The organism is Seleniivibrio woodruffii, from assembly GCF_004339245.1.
Taxonomy (GTDB): Bacteria; Chrysiogenota; Deferribacteres; order Deferribacterales; family Geovibrionaceae; genus Seleniivibrio; species Seleniivibrio woodruffii.
The window spans coordinates 154,916-181,759 of record NZ_SMGG01000003.1 but is presented as its reverse complement, the minus strand read 5'-3'; the positions used below and the strand labels follow the sequence as shown (position 1 = coordinate 181,759).

Sequence of the window (26,844 nt, the reverse complement as noted above, 5' to 3'; positions counted from 1 at the left end):
TTATGCTCTCAAAAGGTCGATTATATTAAGGCCTCCGACGGTCTGGAGTTTTTTGTATATTCTGAAAACGTCAGTGCATTTATAACTGGCGATGATGACTGAAGTATTTCTATGTTCTTCGTTTTTGAACTGGTCGAAAGTTATGATTCCTTCGCCTGCTTTGAAATCATCAATGAAAGACCTGACGCCGATACCGGCATTTTTCAGATACTCAACCAGTGCCAGTCCGACCCAGCCTCTGCCGTAGATATAAACATCTCTGTTTTTCAGCAGTTCCTCAAAGTCCATACAGTCAAAAATCACCTCATTGGAAGTCTGATAGAAATCAGAAGTGATTGCGTTGAACGAATAGACCGCATATTGGTTGAAAAACGTTTTCATCTCGGTTATAAGCTCGTGGCTGAGATCAAGTTTTTTTATGAAGCTGGTCACGTCCAGAGGGATAGCAAAATGGTTGACCACCTGTGCAGTCATGTTGCTTTTGTCGTTGACATCCCTGCCGCCGCTTCTGAAGTGTCTTGTAGCTGTGACACAGTCCACAAAAGCTATATTTCTGGACAGAAGTATGGATTTGATTATTGTTGCTGTGTCCAGCGAGACAGCATCGGGGAATGAAGAGATAAAGGCTTCCGCTGCCATGAGCATATCTTTTCTGAACATGAAGCTGCTGAAGCTGAAATAGTCAACAAAAATCATTCTCAGGTTGTACCACTCACGAAGAAATTCGGCTGGGGTGTACTGCTCCTTGAACGGATGCTTCATAATGTAGTTTCCGTGTCCGGCGGTGGAGACCTCTGATCTGCTGAAAACGAGATCTGCATCTTCATTCAGTTTTTTTACAGCCTGCGAGAAGAAACTGAGGTCGTTCAGCTTTGTATCTTCCGAAAGAAAGTATATATAGCTTCCTGTGGTCTGGAGGAGCCCGAAACGGAGTGAGTTGAAATAGCCCAGGCCTTTTGGCGGAGTGATTGTCCGCATATTCCGGCAGTTGATGTTATTCAGGTGGAAGCTGCCGTAGGGATCGTTGACCCGGATTACTTCCAGAGCTATGCCGCTGCTGTCGAGCAGATTCTCCAGCACCGAAAAGTCCTGATTATATGCGTTGTGGGTTGATGTTATAAGGGATATCTTAATGTTCATTGCGCATCCCCTCTGTAATCGGCTTTACGGTATTCAGTAAAAACTTCTTCAGGGGATATTTCGTGCATGGAGTTCTTTTTTATGTGTGAAGAGCGGCCGTAGAAAAAGACTTCGGTGGCGTTAGTCGGGCCGAAAAGGCCTATTACGGTCTTGTTTAGTGCGAGTGCTATATGCAGACCTAGACTGTCGCATGTTATAAGCGTTTTACAGGAGTTGATCCAGTCGATATATTCGTAAAGGTTAGAGAGTCCCTGCTGGTAGCTGAATGTACGGTTTTCGGCTGTCAGCATGGATTCCAGTGTTTTCCAGCTCTCTTCTGACCATGCCTTTTCGGGAAATTTCGTTCCCACCTTATAGTTGAAGCCGACATCAAAGCACTCTTTTGTTTTTGGCTTGTAGCCGAGGATATAAGGCTGCTGAGCCCATTCAACTCCGACCATTTCGACGAGAATTTCCTGCCATATGCGGATGTTGTTCTTCTTTATGTTGTGTTTCAGACAGAGGTCGAGGGCGTATTCAGCGCCTTCGTAAACATCGTATGAGCCTGTGGTTTCGTCAAAGCGGAAACCGTATTTCTTCCATGCGTTTATATGGTTTGAAAGTGCGCATAGCCCGCCTATTTTTTCAAGATTTATTACAATGTCATATCTTTCACTCATCAGCTGAAATCCGATGAAAGAGTCCCAGATAAGAAGCCTGTCTATATATGGGTTATAGTGCAGGAGGGGGGCGGCGGATTCGTCTGTCAGCCATGTTATGTTTGAATCCAGATATTTTTCTTTAAGGGCATATAATATAGGGGTTGTTCGCAGAACATCTCCCAGAGATGAGACTTTTCCTATTTCCGGGTCAAGTGTTTCTGAGAAGCCGAGTTTAATAATGAGTATTTTCATTTTCCACCGTTGTGACTTATACGCAACCCCATTTTATAAGTTTAAACGTGTTACCGCAAGTGTATAGTGCCTGAATATGATTCTGTTTTATTTAATTTCAGTCAGCCTGTCTAAGATATCTCTGTTAAGTACAGCATTGACGGATTCCATCCTGCCGTCGTAACTGAAAAAGCGTATATAGACTTTTTTATTCACTTTGCTTTCTATAAGGTGGTAAATTCTGCTTAGAATTCTGATATCCCGCAGGTCTGCGGCAATAACCGTGTCCATATTTCCGTCAATGTACTCCGCTGCCAGTTCTTCGGAAATTCCGGTCAGATTGTGGACACACATAAAATGTTTTCCGGCTGATATTGCGGGGAGAAAAGAGACCATGTTTGAACCTTTGCCGATACGGAATCCTTTCACTATTTTGCCATATGCCGGGTCGCCACAGCAGACAACAAGGTTCACGGGCTTGTCTGAAAAGTCAGGCTGAACGGGCTGAAGTATCATTTGTCTGCGCAGTTCCGCTGAATCTGACGGCATTTTGCAGTCGATTCCCAGCATCCCTGATGCAATATACCTGATAGGTCTTGCCAGTTTTATGATATCTGCTTCTTGCAGAGTGCTTTCGTCGAAATCCAGAATTTCTCTGAACATACCAAGACTGAGCATACTGCTGAGAAGCCTTATTTTGTGTATCTCCTCCGGCTGGGTTTCGGAAAGGTATTTGCTGATTTTATAGACAGGTGCCGGAAATCCAGCTGTGAGGGCAAAGTTGTAAATATTTTCTCCGTTTATCTTTTCCCTGCACGCTTTCTCATTAAGAAATCGGTCGACAGTCTCTTCAATCCTGCTCTGAACGGTGGGGATGAACTTATCATAAAGTGACCTGTTTCGTGAAAGGAGGAGAAAATGCAGGAAAAAACCCGCCCAGTATAGGTTGTCATCGGAAAACCTTCGGGAGAGGCAGAAGGGGAAAAGTTCCTCTATGCCTTTTTTGATATGAATTTTTCCGGAAGAGACCTTGAGGATGACCTGAGTAAAAAAGTCCGCCTTTTCGTTTTCATGCATGGTTTCCCAGAGATCAGCGAAATACAGCTTATCCGACCGGCTGAAATCCTCCGGCAGCATTTTTTCAATTTGCTTTTTGAAGTCACTCAGATAGGTGAAATGACCTTCCGGTGTTTTAATGCTGCTCAGTTTGTTTATGATGTCTGAAAGGTATTTAAGCTGCTGCTCCCTGTCATGTTGCGCCAGCATGTTCAGAAGGCCGATAATGTAGATGGCGGAATTTGCTGTTGCAGTTCGATACCATTTTTCCGCCTCTGCCGCATTGGCTCTGTCGGCATAGAAATGGCCGATCTGTTGAGCTCTCACCGGATCTGAGCTGTCTTGTTCGTAGTAGTTGATCAGGCTTTCGAGATGTTCGGAATCGTTTTTGTATTCCGTCAGTTTCGCCGACATTTTAAGATGGGGCATTGAAGATACGTTATCACTGGAAAAATTGACAGCGGGAATAGCGTATCTTTTTACGTTAAAAATGTCGTTGTGCATTTTGTCCAGTTTTTCACACGACAGCCTGTAGAGAGCGATATCCTCAGCCATATGCTTTTCGGCATATTTTTTATATTTATCAGGGATATCAGCGTTGTCGTTCTTTTCTATGTAGTTGTGTCTTCCGTAGGAAACCTGATTGGCATTAAGGTTGTATGCTATCAGTTCAAAGGATTTCCCCATGATTTCGGTTATGCCGGTGATGGTTACGGTTTCGGAGAGAGTTTTAAGGGCTGTGTCGAAACAGCCGCCACCGAGTGCTTTCACATAGCTTTCCACAGCGTATATCTCCACCTGATCCTGAGATCTGGCATACTGCTGTTCTTTGAAGAACTTGTCAAAGGACATTACCAGGCTGTATGGATTGCGGAGGAAGGTATAGTTTCTTACAGTACGGTCTGTACCGAAAAGGGTGTATGCCCCTATGCTGAAGTGACCGGAAATGTAGATATTATCCACCTCTTTGATAAGGCGGCTTTTTTTGTCGGTGACCCAGTGATGCCATCCTGTAAACGGATAGGAGACCACCGATTCGGGCATGCAGGCGGAGATTGCCGCCGTAACGGTCATTCCTGCCGTTTTTCCTATGTGAATGAACGATATGATATTTCTTTTGGAGTAGTCCGCCTGTTCGTCATATGCAGCAAATCTGAATTTCATCCGCAAAACCTCAAATAAGATCGATAATCGTTATATTTGCAAGTCTGTTCAGCTTTTTATATATGTTCAGCACGTCCCTGTGTTTTGTGCTTGCAATTATAACGGTGCACGGCCGCTCATCTTCAAGGAATTTTTCAAAGCTGACGGTGTCTTCATTTGCAGATTTGAAATCCTCTATAAAGGCGAGTATGTTTATGCCGTTCTTTCGCAGATGGTCCTCAATGCGCAGACCAACCCATCCTCTGCAATAAACGTATACCCTTTGCCCCCGTACCGCAGCAGGAATCTCCTTTATTTTTTCTTCAATGTTCAGAGAGTAGTAGTCTGCCAGTATGGCCTGAAAAATGTATTCAACATATGCGTTCAGCAGATCTTTGTATTTTCCGCTGCCGTTGAAATGACGGTAAACATCCACTACAGCTGAAACAGAGCAGAGTGTCTGATAGGCCAGATCATCCTTTTTCGCATTACCGAGTGAGTCGGGGGTGAACTTTTGCCATCGGTATCCGACGCAGTCTATGAAATCTATCCTGCGGCATGCAGCGGTATATTTGATTATTGTGGATATGTCGATGGAGTTTGATTCAGGAGTTTCCGTTACAAACGGGGCTGTGAGGTGCAGGAGTTCTTTTTTGAAAACGAATGTGCTCAGGGCAAAATAGTCGAGAAATGAAAAACGGATGCTTTTGAGCATTTCAAAGAACTCTTCTGGAGTAAATGTTTCGCTGAAGTCTTTTCTGTTCACAATATTGCGGTAGCAGCTGAGAATCTCAAGTCTGGAGAATACAGCATCGGTTTCGGGACAGCTGTCAAAACGCTCCATTGCATTTTCGAAAAAACAGCTTTCCCCCATTTCGTCGTCATCGGAAGCAAAATGGATAAATGCTCCGGATGCATATTTCATGGCATTTATCATGTTGGCGGAATATCCGAGGTTCTTTTCATTGCGGAGATAAATGACTTCGGGATAGTCGGCAACGACATCGGACAAAGGAACGTCCGAACAGTCGTCGGCCACTATCAGCTCAAGATGTTTATAAGACTGTTTTTTTACCGTTTCTAAAAAATTGCGGAGAGATTCCGGACGGTTAAAGGCGGGAATTATAACACTTATGGTTCTATTTTCGGCAGTATCTTCTTTCATATCACAGTTCCTGAGATTCTTTTCCAAACAGTATGTCCGACAGGCTTACAGTCTTTTTAAGAGTGATATCCTGTCTGGCGAGTCTGATGGTTCGGGACGAAATTGATATCAGACGCTTTTTTAATGCCGGATATTTTGCGGCAAGCCTGAAAAGTTCCAGCATGTAATCAGCCCCGCGCCTTTTGCTGGCTGCCAGCCTGCTGAACTCCTCATCGGGGATCAGCTCTCCGATGCAGGCTTTGAAAATATCGTATCCTGAGGTGAAGTCTGCCCTGTCAAGCTGAAGAGAGAGCATTATATGCTCCGGTTTAGCCGTGGCGTACAGAGTGTCGAACACTTCCAGAGCAGTTTTATCCGGCATTTTCAGAGGATTTGCGGCTGTTATGCATTTAAGATCTTCCCCGCAGGTCTGAAAGAGTATTTTGTCATAAAAATGGATGTAGCAGTCTGTTATTTTTATGTATTTTTCAATGCTGAGAAAACGGGTGACCACAAACCTGTCCTTAAGGCTGGCTGGCAGTTCAATATCTTCAGGGAGGTCGGTTCTGGAAAGATATACGGTGTCTTCGGTATTTTCCAGAAGGTTCAGCAGAAATCTGAACTGCTGTTGTTCAATGGGCTTGTCTGAACCAAAGATAAATCTCCCTTCAGCTTTGAGCGCATGGATTATTTCATCGGACGAACCGCTGCTGCTGAAGGCACTGTTTATGCCGTGGAGTCTGTGCATGTCTATAAAGCTCTGGGCACAATCTTTATATTCTTCTTTTTCTTTGCAGAGGACAAGTCTGTGCATGTCTGTTATTCCGGATCTGTTTTTTTGTGCTGTCTGATTTTGTAGCGCACGTATGCCTTCTCAAATGCATCTGCCTGCATATGCAGGTTTTCGTTGCGGCATTTTTCGGCCATTGATTTGAAATACAGACGGCCATCTCCGGCCAAAATCATAAGCAGAAAGCCTTCCTGATAACCCATATCCTTCTCAGTCTGGCGCAGGTGGCATTCATATGCATGAGTTGCAAAGGCTGTCGGAGGAATCCTGTCCGATAGGATACCTTGCATATCCGGACGTTTATTTTTCAGCAGTTCAACCGCATTGAAGAATGATTCGTGGTATGTGCGGTAAACCGGATATAGGAAGCAGACGTGTGCGGCATAAGCCGATGCTGCCGCATAGTCCTTTTTATTCATGGCTATTCGGGACAGATAGTGCCATACGTCGGCATGCTGGGGATTGGCTGAGGCGACTTGGAAAAATAACTCCTGAGCTTTGTCAAGAGAGCCGCTATCCAGAAACCGGATGGCTTCATCGCATGCACTTTGTATGCTGAGGATTCTGCCGTATGCAGTAATCGTATCCTGCGTCTTTTCGTTAAGGAAAACTGAATAGTGCTTATGGAGATGCCCTTTCGGCAGCTTTTTCAGAAGTATCAGTTCCTCTTTTGAGCACTCTCCTCTGCCGAATCTGCCTGCAAGCGAGAGATAGACGACCATGAGTGATGCCGGAAGCTTGTCTCCGGTGTGCCTGTAATGATCCCATATGCGGAAAAAAGTGTCATCGATGCCTGAACCGATCCGGAAATGGCCAATATAGGAGCGTGTCCTTTCGGCCACGGACATTGACAACTTTGTGATGTCATACGTTCCGTCGTCGAGCTTGCAGCCGGACAGGGCCGATCTGACCCAGTCATATTGCAAAACAGGCTGAAAACGTCTTTCTGCGGCCTTTTTCAGCTGAGAAAGTTCGCTGTCCAAGCGTGTCCTGCGGCCTATTATTGCCACTCCTTTGGGAAAATCCATGATTAGCGGGCACTGATGTACCTTGGGGTCGGTTTCGAAATATTCTATTTCCCATTTTTCGTCAATCCTGAAAAGCCAGTTGCCGATTCCGGTTCTGTCGGACGTTCCGTACACCACGGGAGCCATGAAGGAGTTGATGGTGAAAAAACGTTCTATGTGTCCTGCCTGAATGAGATCCATCCAAAAAGATGTATATGCGTCGGGCATTTCACCAAGAGACCAGATATTGACTGCGAGGTCAAACTGTCTGCCCGAAAGATCTCTCTGAGCATTCTCCACAGGTATCAGAATGAAGTCGGCATCGGCATCCGCTATATCCCATGATATTCTTGCTTCAGGGCATGATTTTCTCAGGTATATCTCGGCACATTTCAGGGACTCATTAATGTCAGTAAGACATATCCTGACGTCAGGAGTGAACGCCTTCATTATTCTGGCAAATCCGCCGTATCCGCTGCCTATTTCAAGGACAGTTCCGATTTTTGTGCTGTTTTCCTTCAGTTTCAGGCAGTATGCAACATACCTGAGCATATCGGTGCTGAGGAGCATTCCGTTGCGCCTGACCAGAAGATGTTCAGGAAAGAAGGATGCCTCCTGTGAAGCATCGGGCAGGTTTTCTATGCTGAATACATATTCGTTTTTGAGAAAATCGATGTACCAGTCGGTCAGACTGCCGTTGAACTCAGGGTCTTTATATGATGTGAGCTGAGTAAAAAATCCGGTCGAAAGAATTTCGCCGAAGCGGTATTCATCAGAGATATCCTTTTTGAGAATATCATTGATTGCTCTGATGGCGTTAGACCAGACACTCCCGTAATTGTTGTCCATTTAAATAAACTCCTGTCAGACATGTCTTCGAATAATATGCAGATGGAAGCCGGCTTTTTCGTATCCCAGTTCCATAAGCTTGTTGTAAATAACACTGCCGAATTTTGTTGATATTATAATGATGTTTTCGGCATCGTTTAAGTTCTCCGGATTCTGCGGTGTTTTTATAACCGGTATACCGTTCAGAGTCGTACCTTCGTATTTCGGATTGTCGTCAATGATGGCCATTACGTTTTTATTAGAGAGGCCGAACATTTTCAGATACATTCTGGTGTCGTCCCCTGCTGAAAAAATATAAAACGGAACAGATTTTTCCGTGAATTCATCAATCAGCTCCGAACCTTTGCGGTATTCATCAAGAAGGCTCTGGAAAAACTCACCGCTGCCGAACAGGTTCATGATATACCTTGTTGTGTTAAAAAAGTCCATGTATCTGATGTTTTCATCATTAATTGCCGAAAGCAGCTTTTGCAGATATCTTTGAGCATCGGCTCTGTCTATGTTCAGACAGGAATATATTTCATCATCGTTTAAAAGGTTGCTGAACAGATCGGCTATATTTTTCATATGAAGGCCAACATCATTTTTGCGGATAATTTCCAGCTGAACCTCATGCCAGTCGTAAAAGAACTGCTTATATTTCAGAACAAGACGGACTTTATTCATAAAGGATTCCAGTTTTTCCTGCAAAGCTTCGTGTCCGTCAGTTTTTTGTCCGGTATATATGCGGCATGAATGCTTATAGAAATCAAAGGCGTAGTCCGCAATGTATCTGGAGACATAGAAAGCTACGTCCAGATAATTTATTCCTCTGCTGCCCGCTCCCCATGGCTTTGTTTCCTGAGAGTCGATGGCTATCATTATAAACTCCCGTGAGTCGGAGATTATGCTTATCAGGTTTTGGTCGTCTATGTTGTCATTCACAAAACTGCCGTTATCGATGGTCTGTTCCGGTTTTACCGGGATCAGCTTTTTATAGGGGTAGACCACGGCAGGTGTCAGGTATGCCATTTTGAGTACGGCTGTTGTCCTGTCTTCATCGGAAATGTAGAAATTTCCGTTTGCTATGAAGTTTTTTGAGTTTATCAATGAGCTTTCTGATATGCCGTGAAGGTTTTTTAATGTAAGCGAACAGGTCTGTTCGGATGAAATCTTAATGACGCCATTCGTCATATTTGCCGTATATTTTTCCAGCGCACCCATGTCCAGATGCATTCCGAATGCATAGACCGCTCTTTTTCCCTCGTTCAGCGGTTTCAGAACATTGCAGAGTGCTCCATCGAACCAGAGAGTGTCGGGCATTACGAATACATATGCGTAGTCGTTCTGGTATTCCAGCATGACCCCGTTGTGAACAGCTGTCATGACAGCATAGGTTAAGTTGCCTGTGGTGTCGTACTTTTTATTAAGATGTTCCTCAACCGGATAAAAAACGGGAACAGCATACTCTGAAACATTTTTATATGCTTCGGTTGTAAGGAAATAGTCCCAGAGATCTTTTGTGGTACAGATTGCGAAGAAATTTTCGCTGTAAGGCTTCAGCGAAGGGAGGTTTTCCGGTGACAACAGACTCGGCAGGCAGAATTTTAAAAAAGTGTCGAAATATGTCCTGCCCCAAACGGCTGTAACCAGAAGTTTTTTCATCATTTCCTCACAAAGCTGAAATATTGCTGCCCTCTTCCGAACGCTTCGCAGAACAGGGGATATTTCTGCATCATCTCGTCTGCGTTGAAACATTCTGAATTGAGTATATCCGTAAACTGACGTATTGCCTCATAAACATTTGCGGCTGAACTCAGATTCTCAGCGGCATCAGAGAGGAGGCTGATGATTTTTCCGTCGTTGTCTGCATTTTCGAATATATTCTTATTAATGGCATCATTGAACTCGGTGCAGATATTGAAAAGTTTTATGTTTTTCTCCGCTTCTCTGGGCTGTTCACTGATCTTGTAGTGGATAAGGTTATGCCAGAGCTCGGCGAACTGGGTCTCGTATATATTGTTGTAGTCTTTGGGGTCGTGCGGCAGATTTTTGTACCAGACGGTATTGGTGAAAATGTCGGGTGATGCGCCGAGAAAGAAGAAATCATCCCTCAGAACCTCCATGGCATCTCTGAAAGAGAAGTCGTGGTTTGCCGCCGCAGGGTTCAGGATAGCATCGATAACCCAGTCCGTGGTGAATCTGGTGACCCCTTTTAAAGTTTTAAGATGCTTTTCAAAAATGACGCAGAGATGATCCACCTGTTTGTCAAAATCGGTTATACCATGTTTGTCGATTATCTTTTTTGCAAGATATCGTCGTGCGTTTTCAAAAAATATGCTTATGGTGTCGATGCAGGTTATAACAAGTACAGAGCCTTTGTCCTCTGCAAAACACGTAAGTTTTTTCAGGAATCCGGCTTTATCGTCCAGACCGGGGATAAGCCCCTCGCAGAGAACCACGTCGAAAGGTTTTTCATTGAAATTTTCAAGCGTGACGTTGTTAAAAGACAGACGGGTTCCTGAAAAATCGAATCTGCCGAAAAGCTCCAGCATTTCCCGGTATCCGGTCAGGTTAGGTTCGACCAGAGAATATTCGGCGGGCTTGCAACTGGCTGTCACCACTGAGTTATACCCGCTGCCAGGTCCAACCTCGAGCACTCTTGAGCCTTTCAGTGTTGCAGGGGTTACTCCCAGCAGTCTGTAGAGAGCCAGACGTCTTTCAATATGGCCGCTGATGTCGCTGATATCCTGTTTTACGGGTGAAACGTTCTTTTTTGAGTAATATTCGATATATTTGTTCATCGTTTAATGTCCCAGATTTTTTTTACCAGACTTTCGTGGGAAACGGTGGAGATCCCTCCATCTACTTTCAGCACGTGACCTGTTATATATGATGCAGAACTGCCGGTAAGAAAAAAAGCGGCACCTGCTATATCCTCCGCTTCACACATTCTTCCCAGAGGTGATATTGTTTCATAGATTTTCTTCATCTTCTCGTCTTCATAATATGTTGTATTTTCAGGTTTTTTTACCGCTCCGCATAGAATGCCGTTTACCCTTACGCCTTTCTTTCCGAGAGAGTTTGCATAATAAACAGCCATCTGAGCCAGAGCAGCCTTGGCGGCATGGTAGGATACAGGCTGTTCCTCCGCATAAAAATCCTGAGCGGCTGAACCAATTATTACAACAGAGGCTTTGGATGCAAAAAAACCATCTGCGGCCGTCTCTATCATATTTTTTGTAAGGGTCATTCCTGTATCAAGCTCGCCTGCCCAACTGTCGCCTGCGCCTCTGAACTTCTGCGAGAAGATGACAGCGTCAACAGGCTGCCCCAGCATATTCAGAACCTTGCGGCATGAATCACTGCTGCTGTCCTTAAGCGTGAGAAACCGTATCCCATCGGCCGGTTTTTCCGGCAGGTTTCTTGAAGCGGACACAACTTCCCATCCGTTTGCCAGATAATGCTTTGCAGCAACAAGTCCTGTACCTTTCGAGCCGCCGATTATGAGGCAGAGTTTTTTGTCAGACATTTCCGCTCCATTCCCTTATTTCCGCAGAGGGCAGATCTGTGACGTATATATCACGGGCATTCTTTATGAAGGGCTGCCTTTCTGCGATGCTGTCGATGAACCGCCATGCACATATTATAACTCTATACCCGCCTTCACGGATAATTTCAGGAGATTTTACCTCCAGTGCGGCATGTGGACTGAATGTCCCTGTTTTTATGGGGTTATCGTCTACTATAAACCGGATTTTATCTTTCAGGTTAAGCAGGTATATCATCGTGACAATACCGACTGACGCACCGTAAACAACGGTTTCTCTGCCGTCTTTCAGCAGAAATTCCAGATTTCTGCGCATTTTTTCGGTGTTTCTGTTGAGCATGTCATGTTTTTGCGGGTCAAAAAGCCCGTCTTCACGTTCTTTCAGTATTGCATTCGATATTTTCGGGTTGAATCCGTTTTCGGGAAACCCTTTTTTAATGAAATACCTGACAGAGCCTCCCTTTGAGCTGTTTATCTCATAGTCGTGCAGTTCCATTCCGTGTTTTCTGAAGAAATTGCCTATGGCGGTTATTGTGAAGTAGGAGAGATGCTCATGATAGATGGTGTCGATGAGATTGTTTTGCAGCACCGCCATGAAATAAGAACTTTCGATTATCAGTTCGCCGCCGTCTTTAAGAAGTGTCCGGCAGCCTTCGGCTATATCGTCCAGATCATGTATGTTGGCAAGGACGTTTGCAGCTATTATGAAATCTGCTTTGCCGTGTTCGCCGACGATTTGCTTTGCCAATCCGGAGGTGAAATACTCTTTGAGGGTGAGGATTCCCCTTTCCTTAGCAAAACAGGCAACGGGTGATGGCTCAATCCCGAGAACTCTTACTCCGTAGCGTTTGAATTCCTCAAGAACAAGGCCTTCATTGCTTCCTATCTCAACAACGAATTCGGCATCCGGTTTACGTTTCTGCATGCAGTCAGCCACCATCCCGGCAAAATGGTTGCCCAGCCCCTGAGAGACTGAAGTTCTGTAGATATACCTTTCGTATATCGATTCTATATCGGCCAGAATATTCAGAAAAACGTTGCCGCAGTCTTCACACAGAACCAGTGCCAGTTCGTGCAGTTCTTCGGTCTTTGCGCCGGTCGGGTCTTTGTGAAAATTATCTCCGAAGGGGACGTCTGCAAAACGTACTGTCTCTATGATATTTCTGCTGCCGCACATTCGGCATTCAGTCAGTTTTCTGTCCTGTTTCATGTCATGTCCACCTTTGAGATATCAGCATCCCATAGAAAGCACTTTTCACACATGGGGATATCGTTTCTGCCGCCTTCGAGATGTATCTGCCTGAAAGCGTTCAGTTCTTTTCCGTTTTTCCATATTTCGGCTATACTCTTTTCCATGATGCTGCCGTTGATGTGTTTTCGCTTGAAATCCACAGGGCATACTATTATTTCGCCGTCAGACTTGATGATGCATGTGGTAAAAGGCGAACTGCACGGAGTATATATCTTTTCATATTCGGTAACGGCATTAAAACCCTGAAGCTGGTTTCCCCAGCTGTGCAGGTGTTTCATCTGTATTTTATCTCCGGAGCCTATTACGTCCTGCCACATCTTTTTGAAATCATCAGCTTCGTGCATGTTTTCGGGTGTCATCACCATGCGTATTCTGACCGACGTGCTGCTGTTGGAAGCGTTTCTGAGGCGTATAAAGTTTCTGATATTCTCAGTGACCTCTTCAAATGAAAGACCTATGCGGATGTTTTCGTATGTATTCTTTGTAGCTCCGTCAACAGAGAACATTATGTCGTCAAGTCCTGAGGCCAGAACGGACAGGATGCGTTTTTCGTTCAGCAGTGCGGCGTTTGTGGACAGTGTTGTGAACTTTATCCCGCCCTTTTTAAAATAGGCTATCCGTTCTTCCAGACCGCTGTCAAGGAACGGTTCGCCGTCTCTGCTCAGGTTGACTATCCTGACGGTGTCGGAATGGCTGTTTATTTCGTCTGCGAGTCTGAAAAATAAGTCATCTTCCATGAAAGGAGTTTCACTCTTCCATTCGTTGATGGTGCAGATTGAGCATCTGGCGTTGCATACGTTTACTGTTTCCAGTTCGAAGAACAGAGGAAAAGCATAGAAATCATCGAAAGAACTTACTTTGAATTTTTCAACAAGATGCTTCTGGTAGTCTGTCATTGCTTTTTTCCGGTGCAGACTGCGATAATGTAGTGAGCCATGGGCGAGAAGCCGGTATGAACCACCTCGTCGTTCATGCTGAAAAGGAAGCAGTTGTGATAGTATTCTTCCAGCAGTTTTTTCATCTCATTTCCGTTTTTACAGTTAACATGTCCTGCCTTGCTCCCTTCCGAAGCATACTGCTGACTTTCCAGACTGGGCATTCCCACGAGAAAAATGCCGTGTTCGTTTAGCGATTTTTTTATATTTTCCAGAAAGATCCGTTCATCCTGTTTGGCGATATGTTCGAATACATCAAGGCAGTATATGGCGTCAACCTGTTCGCAATAAGCTCCTGTGAGCATGTCGTGGACTTTGAACTCTGTGTTGGCCATATCGTTTCGGCGCATTTTTTCGGCTTCGGAAATCAGTTTTTCATCATAGTCCGTGCAGATCAGTTTATTCACCTCGCAAGAGACTATTCTGCTGGCAAAGCAGTCTCCTGCACCGACTTCCAGAACCGTATCCTTTCCGCTGAGCATTTTGGCGGCAAATTTATATCGGGACAGACAGAAGGTCAGTCTTTTCGGGTCATAGTTCCATGTGGCGGAAGAGAGCACTCCAAGTGTCACATATCCGCTTTCCTCAAGCATTTGAGTGTATTCGTTGAACTGTTCCTGCTTGTAGCCCATTATCATTCTCCGCCGTTTATATCGAAAATTGTGCCGGTGTATGCCATTGATCTGTCCGTTGCCAGAAAGCCGATGAGACCGCTGATATCCTGAGGCTTAAGAAAACGCCCGAGGGGCTGTCTGCTTTTTCTTTCTTCGTATTTTTTGGGATTTTCGGTGCTTTTTTGATGCCATGCCGAACCCTCGTGATCCAGTATTCCGGGCATTATGCCGCATATCATTATATTGTCCTGAGCGTAAAACCTTGCGGAATTTCTGATGTATATGTTCAGCGCGCCCTTGGCAATTGCGTATGCAGGCGAGGCGTTGCCGTCTTTTGCCGCCTGAGAGGATATGTGGATTATTCTTCCGCCGCTGTTTTGCTGCATAAGGGGGATCAGAAGGTTGTTCAGTTCTGCTGCGCTGTAAAGATTCAGGCGCATTGATTCTTCCAGTGTCCCGGTGTTTAGGGGATGTCTGTCGTTGTTAACAGTCCCTCCGACCGTGTGGACAACTGCTTCAGGGATGAAGTCCTGTTCATTGCAGAATCCATAAAGTCTGTTAACGGATTCTGTTTTGCTCAAATCGCCGCAGAATGCGAGGGAGTTCAGTCTGCCGGCCGAGGCGGAAAGTGTTTCCTGTTTCCTGCCTGTCAGAAGCACACTGTGCCCCAGTCTGACAAGCTCTTCGGCAGCTGCAAAACCTATTCCTCCGGATGAGCCTGTAATCAGTATTTTCATTATACAAACCCCAGATGTTCCATATCTGTGTTCAGGTATTCGAGAATAACCTTGTTTTTGTCGTTGGCAACACAATGATGTCCGCATACCTTTGAGGGGTTGATTTTAAAAAATTTATTTTTACCGGAAAACCAGAAGTCTTTGAACCGGACATCACGGATGCTGCCTATCAGGGCTTCTTCAAGGTTATATGCCTTGTCCTGACAGGGATAAATATTCTGATCCGCCCCTATTACAGGCAGAACCTGAAGATATGGGCACCAGTCGTAGTCTTTTTCAAACTTCGATTCCATCAGATGGTATGAGTCATATATTTCAAAACCGCCGTTAAGGAAGTCTTTTTTTATTCTCTCCGTATGGGATTTCACAGTGTCGAAGATGTGCTCGTGGTAACGGTTGTTTTCTGCTGCGCTGTTGCTTACGATGCATGGGGATATTTTAACGCTGTCAGCTCCGGTATTTCTGATTTTTTCGACCAGTTCATACAGATGATCACAGTTCTGGTTATCAACTATGACGCTGACTCCCAGACTGCATTTTCCGCCCATAGCTTTGAAAGCTGACATATTTTTCATAATATTGGTGAATTCGCCGTTTTTCACAGATCTGTAACGTGAATAGCTTTCATCGTCCCAGCCGTCGATGGATATTCTGAGCCATGTTCCTTTTTCTGCAAATATCTCTGCGGGGCGGCCTTTTACCAGTGCTCCGTTTGAGAGCGAAGCAAACTGAATGGGCGATGCGGCCAGTTTTTCCAGCACCTCGGTGAAATACTTATAGCAGAACGGCTCTCCTCCTCCGCTGAAAGTTACTGCTTTAACACCCATTTCGATGCAGTCGTCGATTATTTCCAGCATCTTCTCTCTGGGGATAAAATCGCGGATGTTCATGTCCTGTCCCAGTTGAAGAGCGTCTGTCCTGTATGCACAGTAGGAGCAGCTGTGGTTGCATACATTCGTGGGTTTGATGCGTATGTGGACAGGCGGCTTTATTTCCGGATTTCCGGCGGGGAGCGAATCCAGCTTGTCCTTAAAGTGAAATATCTTATACTTGGTGTAACGTAATGCCATTTAACACCTTACTCGAAATATATAAATTCATAGTCACCGGTGTATCCGAACTCTTTGTAGAGCCATATCCATTCGTCCGGTCTGAAAAAGGATTCGCATGTCAGCGCCCAGCATTCCAGATTGAACAGTTCTGCCGAGTTTCTGTATGCTTCCACCATGACATAACCATGTCGTCCCACCCGTTCTATTTCTGAAAGGGCTGTTTTCAGGTCATATATCTTCAGATTGTGCAGGGTGGTTACCGAAAACACAAGGTCAAACTCTTTGTCGCCGAAAGGAAGAGGGTCGGCTGCATTGTGTTTTATAAGGCAGTCGCGGATATCCTCTTTTGCATTTGCCAGCCCGTAGTCGGATATATCAATTCCAGCGATACGGCAGCCTGGCAGAAGCTGTTTGAGCTCATAAAGTATGAATGCTTTTCCGCAGCCCACATCGAGGATTTTGGAATCGTTGGTAAGTCCGTATGCGGCGATAAGGTCTTCGGCAACACATTTCCAGCGGCCGTCATATCTGTAGCCGCCGTAGCCGTATCGCCTGTCTCCGTCCCAGTAGTCGGCTCCGTAGAGTTTTGCAACGTCCATACAGTGAATTTTATCGTCAGTCATTCTGCCGATGTAGTCTCTCTGGGTTTTTTTATGAAGTTTTGTGATAAATTCCACCATTTTACCCATGAAGCACCCCTGTTACTGCGGATACGATCGAACCGGCATCTATCCCGTAATGTTTTCGGAGAAAATCTCTGTTGCCCACTGTGTGTATGTATTGATTTTTTATGCCGAGCTTATGTATTTTTTTATGTACAGAGAAACTGTTACATGAATCTGCAAGCATTGTTCCCAGTCCGCCGTATTCGAAATGCTCCTCAATACAGAAGACAGCCGGAAACATGCTTATCATATCCAGCATTTCTTCGCTGATTTTACTAACGCAAGGATGTGACACCGCACAGGCTGATATCCCCTTATCCTTCAGCTCTTCACATGCTTTAAGAACATCGTCGGATATTGATCCGTGGAAAATAAGGAGAACATCGCTCCCCTCGTTCAGAACATGCGGCTGGGTTATATCCTTTATCGGTGCTTTGTGCACCTCCGGTTCCCCGTTCTTTGGAATGCGGATGTATGAAGGATTTCTGCTTTCGTATGCATATGCGAATGCCGCATCCGCCTCTATGGGGTCACAGGGCGAAAAGATGTTCAGGTTGGGCAGTGTTCTGCATAGTGCGATGTCTTCGACAACGTAATGGGTCATCCCTGCCGGTGCATAGGTTATTCCGCTTCCTGTGCCCACAAATATAACGGGGAGTTCCTGATAGCAGACATCGTTGCGCAGCTGCTCATACGGGCGCATAACAACGAATGGGGCTATGTTGTAATATATCACCTTGTGGCCGCAGAGAGCCAATCCCGCCGCCATGCCCACGTCACATGCTTCATTGACGCCCGGGTTCAGAAATCTGTCGGAAAAATCCTTCTGATACTGCTCCCAGACACCCAGTCCCGCATCTCCGGATATCAGGAAGAGGCTTTTGTCCTCTTTCGCTTTTTCGTATATTCTTTTTGCTATTCTGTTTCTCATGCCAGTTCTTCCAGAGCGTTTTTCATGTGCTCGTCCGTCACTATGAAATAGTGCCATATAAGCTGATCTTCCATGAAGGAGACGCCTTTTCCTTTGATTGTGTTGCAGATTATCATTTTCGGTTTGTCAGAGGCCGATGTAAGAGCCTCGTATATCGCATCATGGTCGTGTCCGTCTATGCACAAGGTGTTCCAGCCGAAGCTTTCCCATTTGTCCTTTACAGGCTCATACGCCACCAGTTCACGTGCTCTGCCGTATCCCTGAAGGTTGTTATAGTCTATCATGGCTGTCAGATTGTCCAGCCCCAGACTGGGCGCAAGCATTGCCGCCTCCCACACAGAGCCCTCCTGACTTTCGCCGTCTCCCATCAGAACAAACACTCTGTTGTTTCTTTTCTGAAGTTTCATGGCCTTGGCTATCCCCAGCCCTATGGGCAGCCCATGTCCGAGGCTTCCTGCGGATATTTCCACGTAATCGTTGGTGAACCTGTCGGTGTGGGCGGGAAGTGCCCCGCCGTTCTGATAGTAGCTCATCATGGTTTCGTCGCTCAGTAGTCCTTTGGAGTTGAGGGTGCTGTAAAGACACATGGCAGAGTGAGCTTTTGAGAGCAGGAAATAGTCACGGGTATCGTCTGCGGGGACAGACAGGTTGAGCACCCTGTGGTAAAGCACTGTCATGATGTCCGCACATGAGAGCGCAGAGCCTACGTGGGGGCTTTTTGATACGTTTGCCATACGGAGGATGTTTCTTCTGATGCGTTTTGATATATCTTTCATCTTTTGCCTTCTAAATGAAGTTTATGTGTTCCAGCGTCGGATTTTTCAGCTCCCACAGATAATTGTTTATCTGATGGTGGCGGCAGTTCGGCTGGCAGTTGTTTTTTATGATTTTATTGTTTATGTAACTTACGGCCATCTTTTTTCTTTCAGAGGACCATACTTCGCCGAAAGTCGTTTTGTTTATATTGCCCAGCACGGTATTTTCGTCATGCTGGTATGAAAAACAGGTGTAAACGTCTCCATTTTCGCGGATATATACGATGAACGGAAGCCCGTGGCACTTGTCGTAAATCCTTTTGCGGTTTAGATTTTCACGGCTTCTGAGGATTGCCGAAAACTTTTTGTCAGTATATTTCGCAGACAGTTCCGCAAGCATTTTTTCCTGTTCGTCGTTTATTGCAGAGCAGGTCATGGTGTTCTTTTCGTGTTCGTAGAAATGTTTCATGGAAAAATAGTCAGCACCCGTATCTCTGACCTTTCTGATAAGCTGCTCGATCCCGCCAAGATTATCAGAAAGCAGAATATACTGCATTCCTATGGTGATACTGCTGTTTTTCCTTGCCCTCTCATTTGCCAGCATGGTGATGTTTCCGAGGACTTTTTCAAAATCCTCCGGTTGTGTGTGGTGTATCTTTGCGTACTCTTCGGGTGTGGAGCCGTTGAAAGAAAAACGTATCCATGTCAGCGTATCTGCCAGCGCCTGAGCATATTCCGGCTTTAAAAGAGCTCCGTTTGTGCTCATGCCGACATCGATTCCCAGTTCCTTTGCCCTTAATACCGCCGGAATGGTTTCCGGATTAAGAAGCGGCTCACCTATCCCTGCGAAGACTATTGATCTTGTGCCGGCCTCCGCAAGCTCTTCAACCAGCTTAAGCATACGCCCTTTTTCAAATTTACCCTCGTGTCCTATATAGTTGTAGTGACAGAATACGCATCTGTGATTGCAGAATGCGGTGGGAGAAATTTCAACGTATACGGGTGCGGTGTCGCCTGTTTTCAGATAATCCGCAACTCTGTCCGGATGATATTTCAGTTTATGGCTGTCGATTCCGTATTTGTCAGTTGAGCTCATGTATATCCTTTATCTCAACGCTTGTGTGTCCGAATATCTGGAAGCGGTTTGTCTTCACTTTTATGTCGCAGGGGTTGCAGAATCCGTACCAGTCGCAGGGACGGAATATCTGTTCGATGCGGAAATCGGGGTCAAGGATGTGCCCGATGGGGGTTCTGTTGGCATACAGGTCGGAATGACAGCGGAAAACGTGCCCTGTGGGGCCTGCTATAAGTTCCGTGGTTTTGCAGAGGCATGATTTTCGTTCATGCTGGCTTATGGCGTCCATATATTTATATTCGCCGTGCCACTTTTCGCCGTCAAATCCCAGATATTCCTTAACACGGAAGTCTATCCCGAGCCCTTTGCATCTGGCCATTACATCGTCGATATGTTCTTTGTTCTCCGGTACCAGAACCGAGTAGATGCCGACATAAAATCCGGCATCGGCCATGCGCAGGGTCTTTTTTATCAGTTCGTCTATGTCGTTGTAGCCCGGGTGATAGCTCACACGGATGGCGGCATATTTCGCCTCACGGGTGAATTTTTTTACGGGGACGTTCCTGATGAAAACTTCGGGATCGAACGCCATGTTTGTGAGCAGGTCGAGTTTTATGCTGTCGTCCGTTTCGTTGACTATGCGGTAAAAATCTTTGTGAAGAGTGGGTTCGCCCCCCTGTAAGGTCACGGGAAGGTCGTCCCGGCCGATGTTCAGCCTGTTTATTGCCTTTGCCCAGTCCGAACCGTCCATATGGTGCTTCGCCATGTCCTTTCTGGCGGAGTTTTTATCGTTCAGGTTTATGCAGTAGTGGCATTTCAGGTTGCAGTTCAGGGATATGAAGAATGCCAGATAGTTATAATCTTCGGGAATTATTATTTCGGGCAGTTTATGTTCAGTAGAGAGTGACGACATACTTATTCTCACCTTTGGAAACAAATTCATTGACACTTTCGCCGCCCACAAGGGGGAAAGTGTTCAGGTAGATATCTATAACGTGTCCGTATACGTGGGCATCCGCCCAGCCTGTGAAAATGAACCTGTCGGCAACTCCCAGAGCTCGGGCTTTCGCCTTCTTCTCTTCAATTGGACCATCGCCGCAGGCAAGGTATATCGTATCCGGATTTGCTTTTAATATATCGGCCACCATCTCCATATATTCATCGGAAAGTTTCATTATTCTGCCTATGCTTCCCAGAACAACGGAGTGGGGCGGAAGGTTCTTTTTTATCTCAGCAGCAGCCGCTTTTTTCATCTGCTCGTCTTCGTTCAGATACTTCGGGAGCATTTTCAGGTCGAATCTCTGAAATTCAAAACCGTTCCTGTATCCGTCATCGAAATGACATATGCGGCTGTCAAGTCCCGCAACGTCATATTCGTGGTTCCCGTGGTCCCAGAATATCTGCTGAGGGGCTGTTCTTGTGGCGCAGAGGAAGGCGGCCTGGCTTTTGTTGCTGGTGACGATGAGCACGTCTATTTCGTCCTCAATCACTTTCTTCCGCAGAGCCTTGTTCTTTTCAAAGTGGCTGTAGTAGTGGCCGTTTGCGCTGTCTGTAAGTTCGTGGTTGTTGACGTATTTCGCTCCGGCCGAGAGCACTTCGTCAATATACTCCTTTCGGGATACCGCCTTTTCAATGTAGGCCATATCGTAAACAAAAAGCTCGTAGGGTTCGTTCTTCATATAATGCAGAAGGGACAGGAGCAGTTTTACGGGTGAGCTTCCCGCCAGTCTGTCATAAACGAAGCCTATGCGCTTTTTCTCGTTCTGTTTTGTGACGGGCTTTATGTTCCATCTGTCCATATTCTGCTGAATATAGTCTGAGAAGGGTATTTCCACTCTGTCGTTGAACTCTTTGAACTCAGGCTGGGTGTGGCAGTTGTTCAGATAGACGTGACTGAGGGGGAAATGCATGTAGAACACAGCCTCGTCATTTTTAAGTCTTATGCATTCATGGAAAATGCTTATCCAGCTGTCCATGAGCATCATGTGCTCTTTGGCTTCTTTATAGGCGAGCGTCCACGATATTTCGGTTATCCACATCAGCCCCGCTTTAAACTCCGTTATACCCCGTTTGGCATAGTCGGGTGTGAAAATTTTCAGAGCGGCGGTCATGAACTCTGTGGGAGTGGGGAAGAGCATTCTGAGGCACTGGGCGAACAGCCGCACCTCTTCCAGACTGCGGAAACAGTCCACGGAGCGCAGAAGCAGTACTTTGTTCAGGAAATAGTTCCTGTCAGCTTCGGCGCAGAAGGATGAAAGAACGGTCTCCATCCGCAGAAGCTGGAGCTTCCAGTATGGCTCGTTTGAGTCATACGAGTTTTTAAATCCGTCTATTATCTGTCTCCCCTGCGGGTTTGGCGGAAGGACTGTTCCGCTTCGGCGCATGAGAGCCGCAAGCTCTTCGAAAACGGGGAGCAGGTTGAATTTTTCGTAGTTTGGAACTATCAGATTGTCCCTGAGTGTGCGGAAAAGCTGTCCGTATTGCTGGATGTATTTTTTGTCGGTGTGGGTGCCGAATCTGTTTTCGGTGTCGATGAATCTGCGCAGGCTGTCCAGAGTGACCTGTTTGCCTGAGAAAAGGGCTGTGTATGAATTAACGTGCTCTTCCGGATTGAACGAAATTTCCATGAGCAATTTTAATCCAAGATATTTTAGTTGTACAGTATTTATAACGACGACAGCAACTGTCGCTTGGTCATGTTATCAAATGGATGTTTTCTTAAGACAGATTTTATAGTAATATAATTTGTTAAATCACTTTTTTCGGAGGAGAGATGGATCAGGATAAGAAAAAAGCCCTGGAGCTTGCTCTGGGCAAGATAGAGAAGGATTTCGGAAAAGGGGCGGTTATGCGTCTGGGCGACAGACCCAACGAAAAGCTCCCCGTTGTGTCCACCGGCATTCTGTCGCTGGATATAGCTCTTGGCGTGGGCGGATTTCCCAAAGGCAGGATAATAGAGATTTACGGAGCGGAGTCCAGCGGTAAGACCACCATAGCCCTCCATGCCATAGCAGAGGCTCAGAAACAGGGCGGCGCAGCGGCGTTTGTCGATGCGGAACACGCTCTTGACCCCGTGTATGCCAAGGCCATAGGCGTTGACACCGACAACCTTCTGGTGAGCCAGCCCGACAGCGGCGAGGCGGCACTGGAGATAACCGAGACCCTCGTAAGAAGCGGTGCGATAGACATCATCGTAGTGGATTCTGTTGCGGCTCTTACTCCCCGTGCGGAGATAGAGGGCGAGATGGGCGATTCCCACATGGGTCTTCAGGCGAGACTGATGAGCCAGGCTCTCAGAAAACTCACCAGCATTGTAAACAAGTCTCAGACCACACTGATATTCATAAACCAGACCCGTTCGAAAATAGGCGTGGTATACGGCAACCCCGAGACCACAACCGGCGGTAACGCTCTTAAGTTCTATGCATCAATGCGTATTGAGATCAAAAAATCTCAGGCACTGAAAGAGAAGGAAGAGGTTGTGGGTAACCACGGCATTGCGAAGGTGGTTAAGAACAAGGTGGCTCCCCCCTTCAAAACGGCCGAATTTGACATCATGTACGGCGAGGGCGTATCCCGTGAGGGACTTCTCATCGACATGGGTGTTGATGCAGGATTCATCAATAAGGCGGGCGCATGGTTCAGCTACGGCGATGCGAAGATAGGTCAGGGCAAGGAGAACTCCAGAAGCTGGCTTAAAGATAACCCTGAAGCGGCGGCAGAGCTTGAGGCTAAGATAAGAGCCAAATATGCCGTGACCGACTACAAAGGAACAGCAACAGCTTCCGAGGAATAAGATGGAACTGAACTCCATTCTGGCGAAAGCGGCATCAATGGGCGTTTCCGATATCCACATAAAAGTGGGCAGGCCGCCTGTGGTGCGTCTGCACGGCGAGATGGAGAATCTGGAAGGATTTGAAACCGTTACGGCGGAGGACGCCGTTAAAATGGCGGGCAGCATTATGCCCGCCGGTCTTAAAGCCGAGTTCAAAGAGCGCAAAGAGGCGGATTTTGCATATGCTCTGAAAGGTGTCGCACGTTTCAGGGTGAACGCATATATCCAGCGTGGACTCATAGGCATGGTTCTGAGAGTGATACCCGAATCCATTCCCGACATCGACAAGCTTTTTCTGCCGGAGGTCATAAAAGAGATCTCAGGCAAACACAGAGGCCTTGTTCTGGTGACGGGGATAACCGGAAGCGGAAAATCAACTACTCTGGCATCCATGATAGATTACGTTAACCGCACCAGGAAGATAAACATAATCACCGTTGAAGATCCCATAGAGTTTCTGCACACGGACAAGCAGGCCTCCATCTCCCAGAGGGAGGTGGGTGCGGATACGAACTCATTTTCCGAGGCTCTTAAAAGGGCGCTCAGGCAGGATCCGGATATGATTCTGGTGGGCGAGATGCGTGATGTCGAGACCATAGAGACTGCGCTCCATGCGGCGGAGACCGGACACCTTGTGATGTCAACCCTGCACACTCTGGATGCACCGGAGACCATCAACAGGATAATATCCGTGTTCGAACCCCACAGGCAAGAGCAGGTAAGGCTCCAGCTTGCATCGGTGCTTAATGCGGTGATATCCCAGAGACTTGTTCCCAGAACCGACAAGCCTGGCAGGGTTCCTGCGGTGGAGATAATGGTTTCCACATCCACAATAAGAGAGTGCATCGGTGACAGGAACAGGATTCACGAGATAACGGATTTCATAGAGCAGGGGCGTGATATTTACGGCTCACAGTCGTTCGACCAGTCCCTTATGGACCATATCGACGCAGGCTACATCACCGCAGAAGAGGCTCTGAAATGGGCGAAAAGTCCCGACGACCTCAAACTGAAACTGGCGGGTTTTTCCGGCGGCAGAGGGTAACAAAAGTTGTTTCCCAAACGCAGAATACGCAGTAAGACCCCATTTGAGTACGCTGTTCGGGTGCTCTCCCGCAGAGATTTTTTCGAGAGCGAGATGCGGTCTAAGATAGCGGAGCATTTCGGAGAGGATGCGGCGGACGAGACCATAGCGAAACTGAAAGACTACGGCTACATAAACGATGAAAACGCCAGAAAAAACCTGATAGCCTCCCGCATGCGTTCGGGCTACGGCAGTTTCCGCATAAAAGAGGAACTGAGAGAGAAGGGCGTTGACGACAATGTGACGGATTTTGACGATATAGCGGACGAGCGGTATATCGACAGAAAAGAGCTGCTCAGGTCTATGGTGGCAAAGTACATGGAGACGAAAAGGGCCAAAAGCCCCTATGAGCTGAAACAGAAATGTATTGCTCATTTTTACAGAAAAGGTTATTCCTGCAACGAGATAGTTGCAGTATTGAATACTGAGGAAGAATAGATTTCAGTTTTCTCCCTCCTTTGTCAAAGGAGGGGCGGGGTATTTTCTTCTTAAGATGTAAATCCCCCTTAATCCCCCTTTAATAAAGGGGGAGATAAGAATTAAGAAAAGTTAGAGGTTTGAATTATGAAAGTAATATTTCTTCAAGACGTCAAGGGCGTTGCGAAAAAAGACGAAATAAAAGAGGCCAAAGACGGCTACGCCCAGAACTTCCTTTTTAAAAAGAAACTGGCAGTGGAAGCCACTCCCGCAAACCTTGCGGCACTGGAGGCCAAAAGACAGGCGGCCAAAGAGCGTGAGGCCAAAAAAATAGCCGATGCGAAGGCTCTGGCTGAAACACTGAACAAAACAGGCATCACCATCAAAGGCAAAGGCGGAGACACAGGCAAGCTCTACGGCGCAATAACTGCGGCGGACATTGCAAAGGCTCTGCACGATGCAGGGGTGGAAGTGGACAAAAAGGACATAGCCCTGAAAGACCACATCAAGGAACCCGGACAGCACAGTGTTAAGGTCAAGATATACATGGAAATCAACGCCGAAGTAAAAGTCAACGTTGTTGCGGAATAATATGGCGGATATGAGACGTGTTCCCCCTCACAACAAGGAGGCGGAGCAGGCGGTTATAGCCTCGATATTACTTGATGACAAGGCGCTGGACAGGGTCGTCGACAAGATCAGTGCCGATGATTTCTACATTCCCGCCCACCAGAACCTCTACCGCAAGATTTTGTGGCTTCAGGAACAGGGAAAGCCTGTGGACGTTGTCACCGTTATAGGTTCAATGTCCGATGAAGACCTGCAAAGGGCAGGGGGCGTTGAATACGTTTCCTCTCTGGTGGATATCATCCCAACATCAGCAAACGTAGGCCACTATGCCGAGCTTGTGCGTGACAGGGCAACCCTGCGCCAGCTTATCGGTGTTGCGGTGGAGATGACCGAGTCCTGCTACGAACAGCCTGACAACGTTTCCGAAGTTGTGGAGAGTGCGGAGAAGCGTATTTTCAGCCTTGCGGAGCATAAGCTCAAGAGCGGTGTTCAGCCGCTGGGAAAGCTGATGCACGAAACTCTGGATATGCTGAACAGCCTTTTCCACAGAAGCGATCAGCTCTCCGGCGTAAACACGGGCTTTAAAGACCTGAACGATGTTACCAACGGTCTGCAGAACTCAGACCTTATAATAGTTGCGGGACGACCCGGTATGGGTAAAACCGCTTTCTCACTGAACGTCGCTCTGAATGCGGCGTACAAGGACAACCGCTCGGTTGCTTTCTTCTCTCTGGAAATGTCCTCCCACCAGCTTGCCCAGCGTCTTCTGGCGGCTCAGGCGGGTGTGGAGTCGAACAAGCTGAGGGGAGGGAAGTTCTCGATGGAGGAGTGGCAGAAGCTCGCCAGTGCGGCGGGTGTTCTGGGTGATATGAGACTTTTCATAGACGATACCCCCGCCATCACCCCTCTGGAACTCAGGGCGAAATGCCGCAGGATCCGCCGTGAACACGGACTGGATCTCATTTTTGTGGATTACCTTCAGCTGATGGGAGCCACAAAAGGGGACAACAGGGAACAGCAGATCTCTGAGATATCAAGATCGCTGAAGGCTCTGGCAAAGGAGCTTAATATTCCCATTGTTGCTCTTTCGCAGCTTAACCGCGGTGTGGAGCAGAGAGCAGACAAACGCCCGATGATTTCCGACCTTAGAGAATCAGGAGCCATCGAGCAGGATGCGGATATGATCATCTTCCTGTACCGTGACGAGGTCTATAACAAGCAGTCCGACAGACTGGGCGTTGCGGAAGTTATCATAGCAAAACACAGAAACGGCCCCGTAACCGAGGTCGAGCTGTCATTCATAAAAGAGTACATGCTCTTCAAAGATCTCTACAGGGGCTAGAAAACTGTATCTAAAATGATACAGGGGATAGCCCCTTTTTGTTGTATTTT

Annotated in this window: 25 protein-coding genes; 5 read left to right on the top strand and 20 right to left on the bottom strand. The window is 46.6% G+C overall.

Annotation, left to right across the window (positions count from 1 at the left end; translation table 11 throughout):
* The 20 genes from C8D98_RS00845 to C8D98_RS00750 all read right to left on the bottom strand — a co-directional run bounded on the left by C8D98_RS00845 (nt 1) and on the right by C8D98_RS00750 (nt 22,179).
* Entirely contained in the window at nt 1-1,140 is a 1,140-nt protein-coding gene (locus tag C8D98_RS00845; RefSeq protein WP_132871154.1) for a glycosyltransferase family 2 protein, read from the bottom strand.
* Nucleotides 1,137-2,033 carry a glycosyltransferase family 9 protein gene (locus C8D98_RS00840; protein WP_132871152.1) on the bottom strand — a complete coding sequence of 299 codons (897 nt, stop codon included), beginning with the start codon at nt 2,031-2,033 and terminating at the stop codon, nt 1,137-1,139. The genes C8D98_RS00845 and C8D98_RS00840 overlap by 4 nt, the downstream gene beginning before the upstream one ends.
* 87 nt (nt 2,034-2,120) lie before the next feature.
* The gene (locus tag C8D98_RS00835) at nt 2,121-4,232 is read right to left on the bottom strand and encodes a hypothetical protein (protein WP_132871150.1); all 2,112 of its coding nucleotides are present in this window, start codon (nt 4,230-4,232) and stop codon (nt 2,121-2,123) included.
* Between the two features lie 10 nt (nt 4,233-4,242).
* Nucleotides 4,243-5,376 (bottom strand): glycosyltransferase family 2 protein, encoded by a 1,134-nt coding sequence (locus C8D98_RS00830; protein ID WP_132871149.1) that lies wholly within the window; start codon nt 5,374-5,376, stop codon nt 4,243-4,245.
* A gap of 1 nt (nt 5,377) precedes the next feature.
* A complete protein-coding gene (locus C8D98_RS00825; RefSeq protein WP_132871147.1) occupies nt 5,378-6,169 on the bottom strand; it encodes a hypothetical protein in 792 nt (263 codons plus the stop codon).
* Between the two features lie 5 nt (nt 6,170-6,174).
* Nucleotides 6,175-8,001: a putative sugar O-methyltransferase gene (locus C8D98_RS00820; protein WP_132871145.1), complete on the bottom strand. Its 1,827-nt coding sequence runs from the start codon at nt 7,999-8,001 to the stop codon at nt 6,175-6,177.
* A 15-nt stretch (nt 8,002-8,016) separates the two neighbouring features.
* Nucleotides 8,017-9,645 (bottom strand): hypothetical protein, encoded by a 1,629-nt coding sequence (locus tag C8D98_RS00815; protein WP_132871143.1) that lies wholly within the window; start codon nt 9,643-9,645, stop codon nt 8,017-8,019.
* Nucleotides 9,645-10,784 carry a class I SAM-dependent methyltransferase gene (locus C8D98_RS00810; protein WP_132871141.1) on the bottom strand — a complete coding sequence of 380 codons (1,140 nt, stop codon included), beginning with the start codon at nt 10,782-10,784 and terminating at the stop codon, nt 9,645-9,647. The genes C8D98_RS00815 and C8D98_RS00810 overlap by 1 nt, the downstream gene beginning before the upstream one ends.
* The gene (locus tag C8D98_RS00805) at nt 10,781-11,512 is read right to left on the bottom strand and encodes an SDR family oxidoreductase (RefSeq protein ID WP_132871139.1); all 732 of its coding nucleotides are present in this window, start codon (nt 11,510-11,512) and stop codon (nt 10,781-10,783) included. The genes C8D98_RS00810 and C8D98_RS00805 overlap by 4 nt, the downstream gene beginning before the upstream one ends.
* Nucleotides 11,505-12,740, bottom strand: a complete 1,236-nt coding sequence (locus tag C8D98_RS00800) for a class I SAM-dependent methyltransferase (protein ID WP_132871137.1) — start codon at nt 12,738-12,740, stop codon at nt 11,505-11,507. Before C8D98_RS00800 ends, C8D98_RS00805 begins: the two co-directional genes overlap by 8 nt.
* Nucleotides 12,737-13,678 carry a radical SAM/SPASM domain-containing protein gene (locus C8D98_RS00795; RefSeq protein WP_132871135.1) on the bottom strand — a complete coding sequence of 314 codons (942 nt, stop codon included), beginning with the start codon at nt 13,676-13,678 and terminating at the stop codon, nt 12,737-12,739. Before C8D98_RS00795 ends, C8D98_RS00800 begins: the two co-directional genes overlap by 4 nt.
* Nucleotides 13,675-14,349, bottom strand: a complete 675-nt coding sequence (locus C8D98_RS00790) for a class I SAM-dependent methyltransferase (protein ID WP_132871133.1) — start codon at nt 14,347-14,349, stop codon at nt 13,675-13,677. Before C8D98_RS00790 ends, C8D98_RS00795 begins: the two co-directional genes overlap by 4 nt.
* Before the next feature lie 2 nt (nt 14,350-14,351).
* Nucleotides 14,352-15,068 carry an SDR family NAD(P)-dependent oxidoreductase gene (locus tag C8D98_RS00785; protein WP_165871135.1) on the bottom strand — a complete coding sequence of 239 codons (717 nt, stop codon included), beginning with the start codon at nt 15,066-15,068 and terminating at the stop codon, nt 14,352-14,354.
* Complete coding sequence (locus C8D98_RS00780; RefSeq protein WP_132871129.1) at nt 15,068-16,138, bottom strand: radical SAM protein; 1,071 nt, start codon at nt 16,136-16,138, stop codon at nt 15,068-15,070. The genes C8D98_RS00785 and C8D98_RS00780 overlap by 1 nt, the downstream gene beginning before the upstream one ends.
* 8 nt (nt 16,139-16,146) lie before the next feature.
* The gene (locus tag C8D98_RS00775; RefSeq protein ID WP_132871127.1) at nt 16,147-16,809 is read right to left on the bottom strand and encodes a class I SAM-dependent methyltransferase; all 663 of its coding nucleotides are present in this window, start codon (nt 16,807-16,809) and stop codon (nt 16,147-16,149) included.
* Nucleotides 16,802-17,716 (bottom strand): transketolase family protein, encoded by a 915-nt coding sequence (locus C8D98_RS00770; protein WP_132871125.1) that lies wholly within the window; start codon nt 17,714-17,716, stop codon nt 16,802-16,804. Before C8D98_RS00770 ends, C8D98_RS00775 begins: the two co-directional genes overlap by 8 nt.
* Complete coding sequence (locus C8D98_RS00765; RefSeq protein WP_132871123.1) at nt 17,713-18,492, bottom strand: transketolase; 780 nt, start codon at nt 18,490-18,492, stop codon at nt 17,713-17,715. The genes C8D98_RS00770 and C8D98_RS00765 overlap by 4 nt, the downstream gene beginning before the upstream one ends.
* 10 nt (nt 18,493-18,502) lie before the next feature.
* Nucleotides 18,503-19,567, bottom strand: a complete 1,065-nt coding sequence (locus tag C8D98_RS00760; protein ID WP_132871121.1) for a radical SAM/SPASM domain-containing protein — start codon at nt 19,565-19,567, stop codon at nt 18,503-18,505.
* Complete coding sequence (locus tag C8D98_RS00755; protein WP_207891222.1) at nt 19,554-20,459, bottom strand: radical SAM protein; 906 nt, start codon at nt 20,457-20,459, stop codon at nt 19,554-19,556. Before C8D98_RS00755 ends, C8D98_RS00760 begins: the two co-directional genes overlap by 14 nt.
* A complete protein-coding gene (locus C8D98_RS00750) occupies nt 20,440-22,179 on the bottom strand; it encodes a tetratricopeptide repeat protein (protein WP_207891221.1) in 1,740 nt (579 codons plus the stop codon). Before C8D98_RS00750 ends, C8D98_RS00755 begins: the two co-directional genes overlap by 20 nt.
* A 140-nt stretch (nt 22,180-22,319) precedes the next feature.
* Here C8D98_RS00750 and recA point away from each other — a divergent pair, with 140 nt between their 5' ends.
* The 5 genes from recA to dnaB all read left to right on the top strand — a co-directional run bounded on the left by recA (nt 22,320) and on the right by dnaB (nt 26,794).
* The gene (gene recA / locus C8D98_RS00745) at nt 22,320-23,342 is read left to right on the top strand and encodes a recombinase RecA (RefSeq protein ID WP_132871117.1); all 1,023 of its coding nucleotides are present in this window, start codon (nt 22,320-22,322) and stop codon (nt 23,340-23,342) included.
* 1 nt (nt 23,343) lies between these two features.
* Complete coding sequence (locus C8D98_RS00740; protein ID WP_132871115.1) at nt 23,344-24,426, top strand: type IV pilus twitching motility protein PilT; 1,083 nt, start codon at nt 23,344-23,346, stop codon at nt 24,424-24,426.
* Nucleotides 24,427-24,432: 6 nt separating this feature from the next.
* Nucleotides 24,433-24,903 carry a regulatory protein RecX gene (locus tag C8D98_RS00735; RefSeq protein ID WP_132871113.1) on the top strand — a complete coding sequence of 157 codons (471 nt, stop codon included), beginning with the start codon at nt 24,433-24,435 and terminating at the stop codon, nt 24,901-24,903.
* Nucleotides 24,904-25,029: 126 nt separating this feature from the next.
* Complete coding sequence (gene rplI, locus C8D98_RS00730) at nt 25,030-25,473, top strand: 50S ribosomal protein L9 (RefSeq protein WP_132871111.1); 444 nt, start codon at nt 25,030-25,032, stop codon at nt 25,471-25,473.
* A gap of 1 nt (nt 25,474) precedes the next feature.
* Nucleotides 25,475-26,794 (top strand): replicative DNA helicase, encoded by a 1,320-nt coding sequence (gene dnaB / locus C8D98_RS00725; RefSeq protein ID WP_132871109.1) that lies wholly within the window; start codon nt 25,475-25,477, stop codon nt 26,792-26,794.
* The last annotated feature ends 50 nt before the right edge of the window (nt 26,795-26,844 follow it).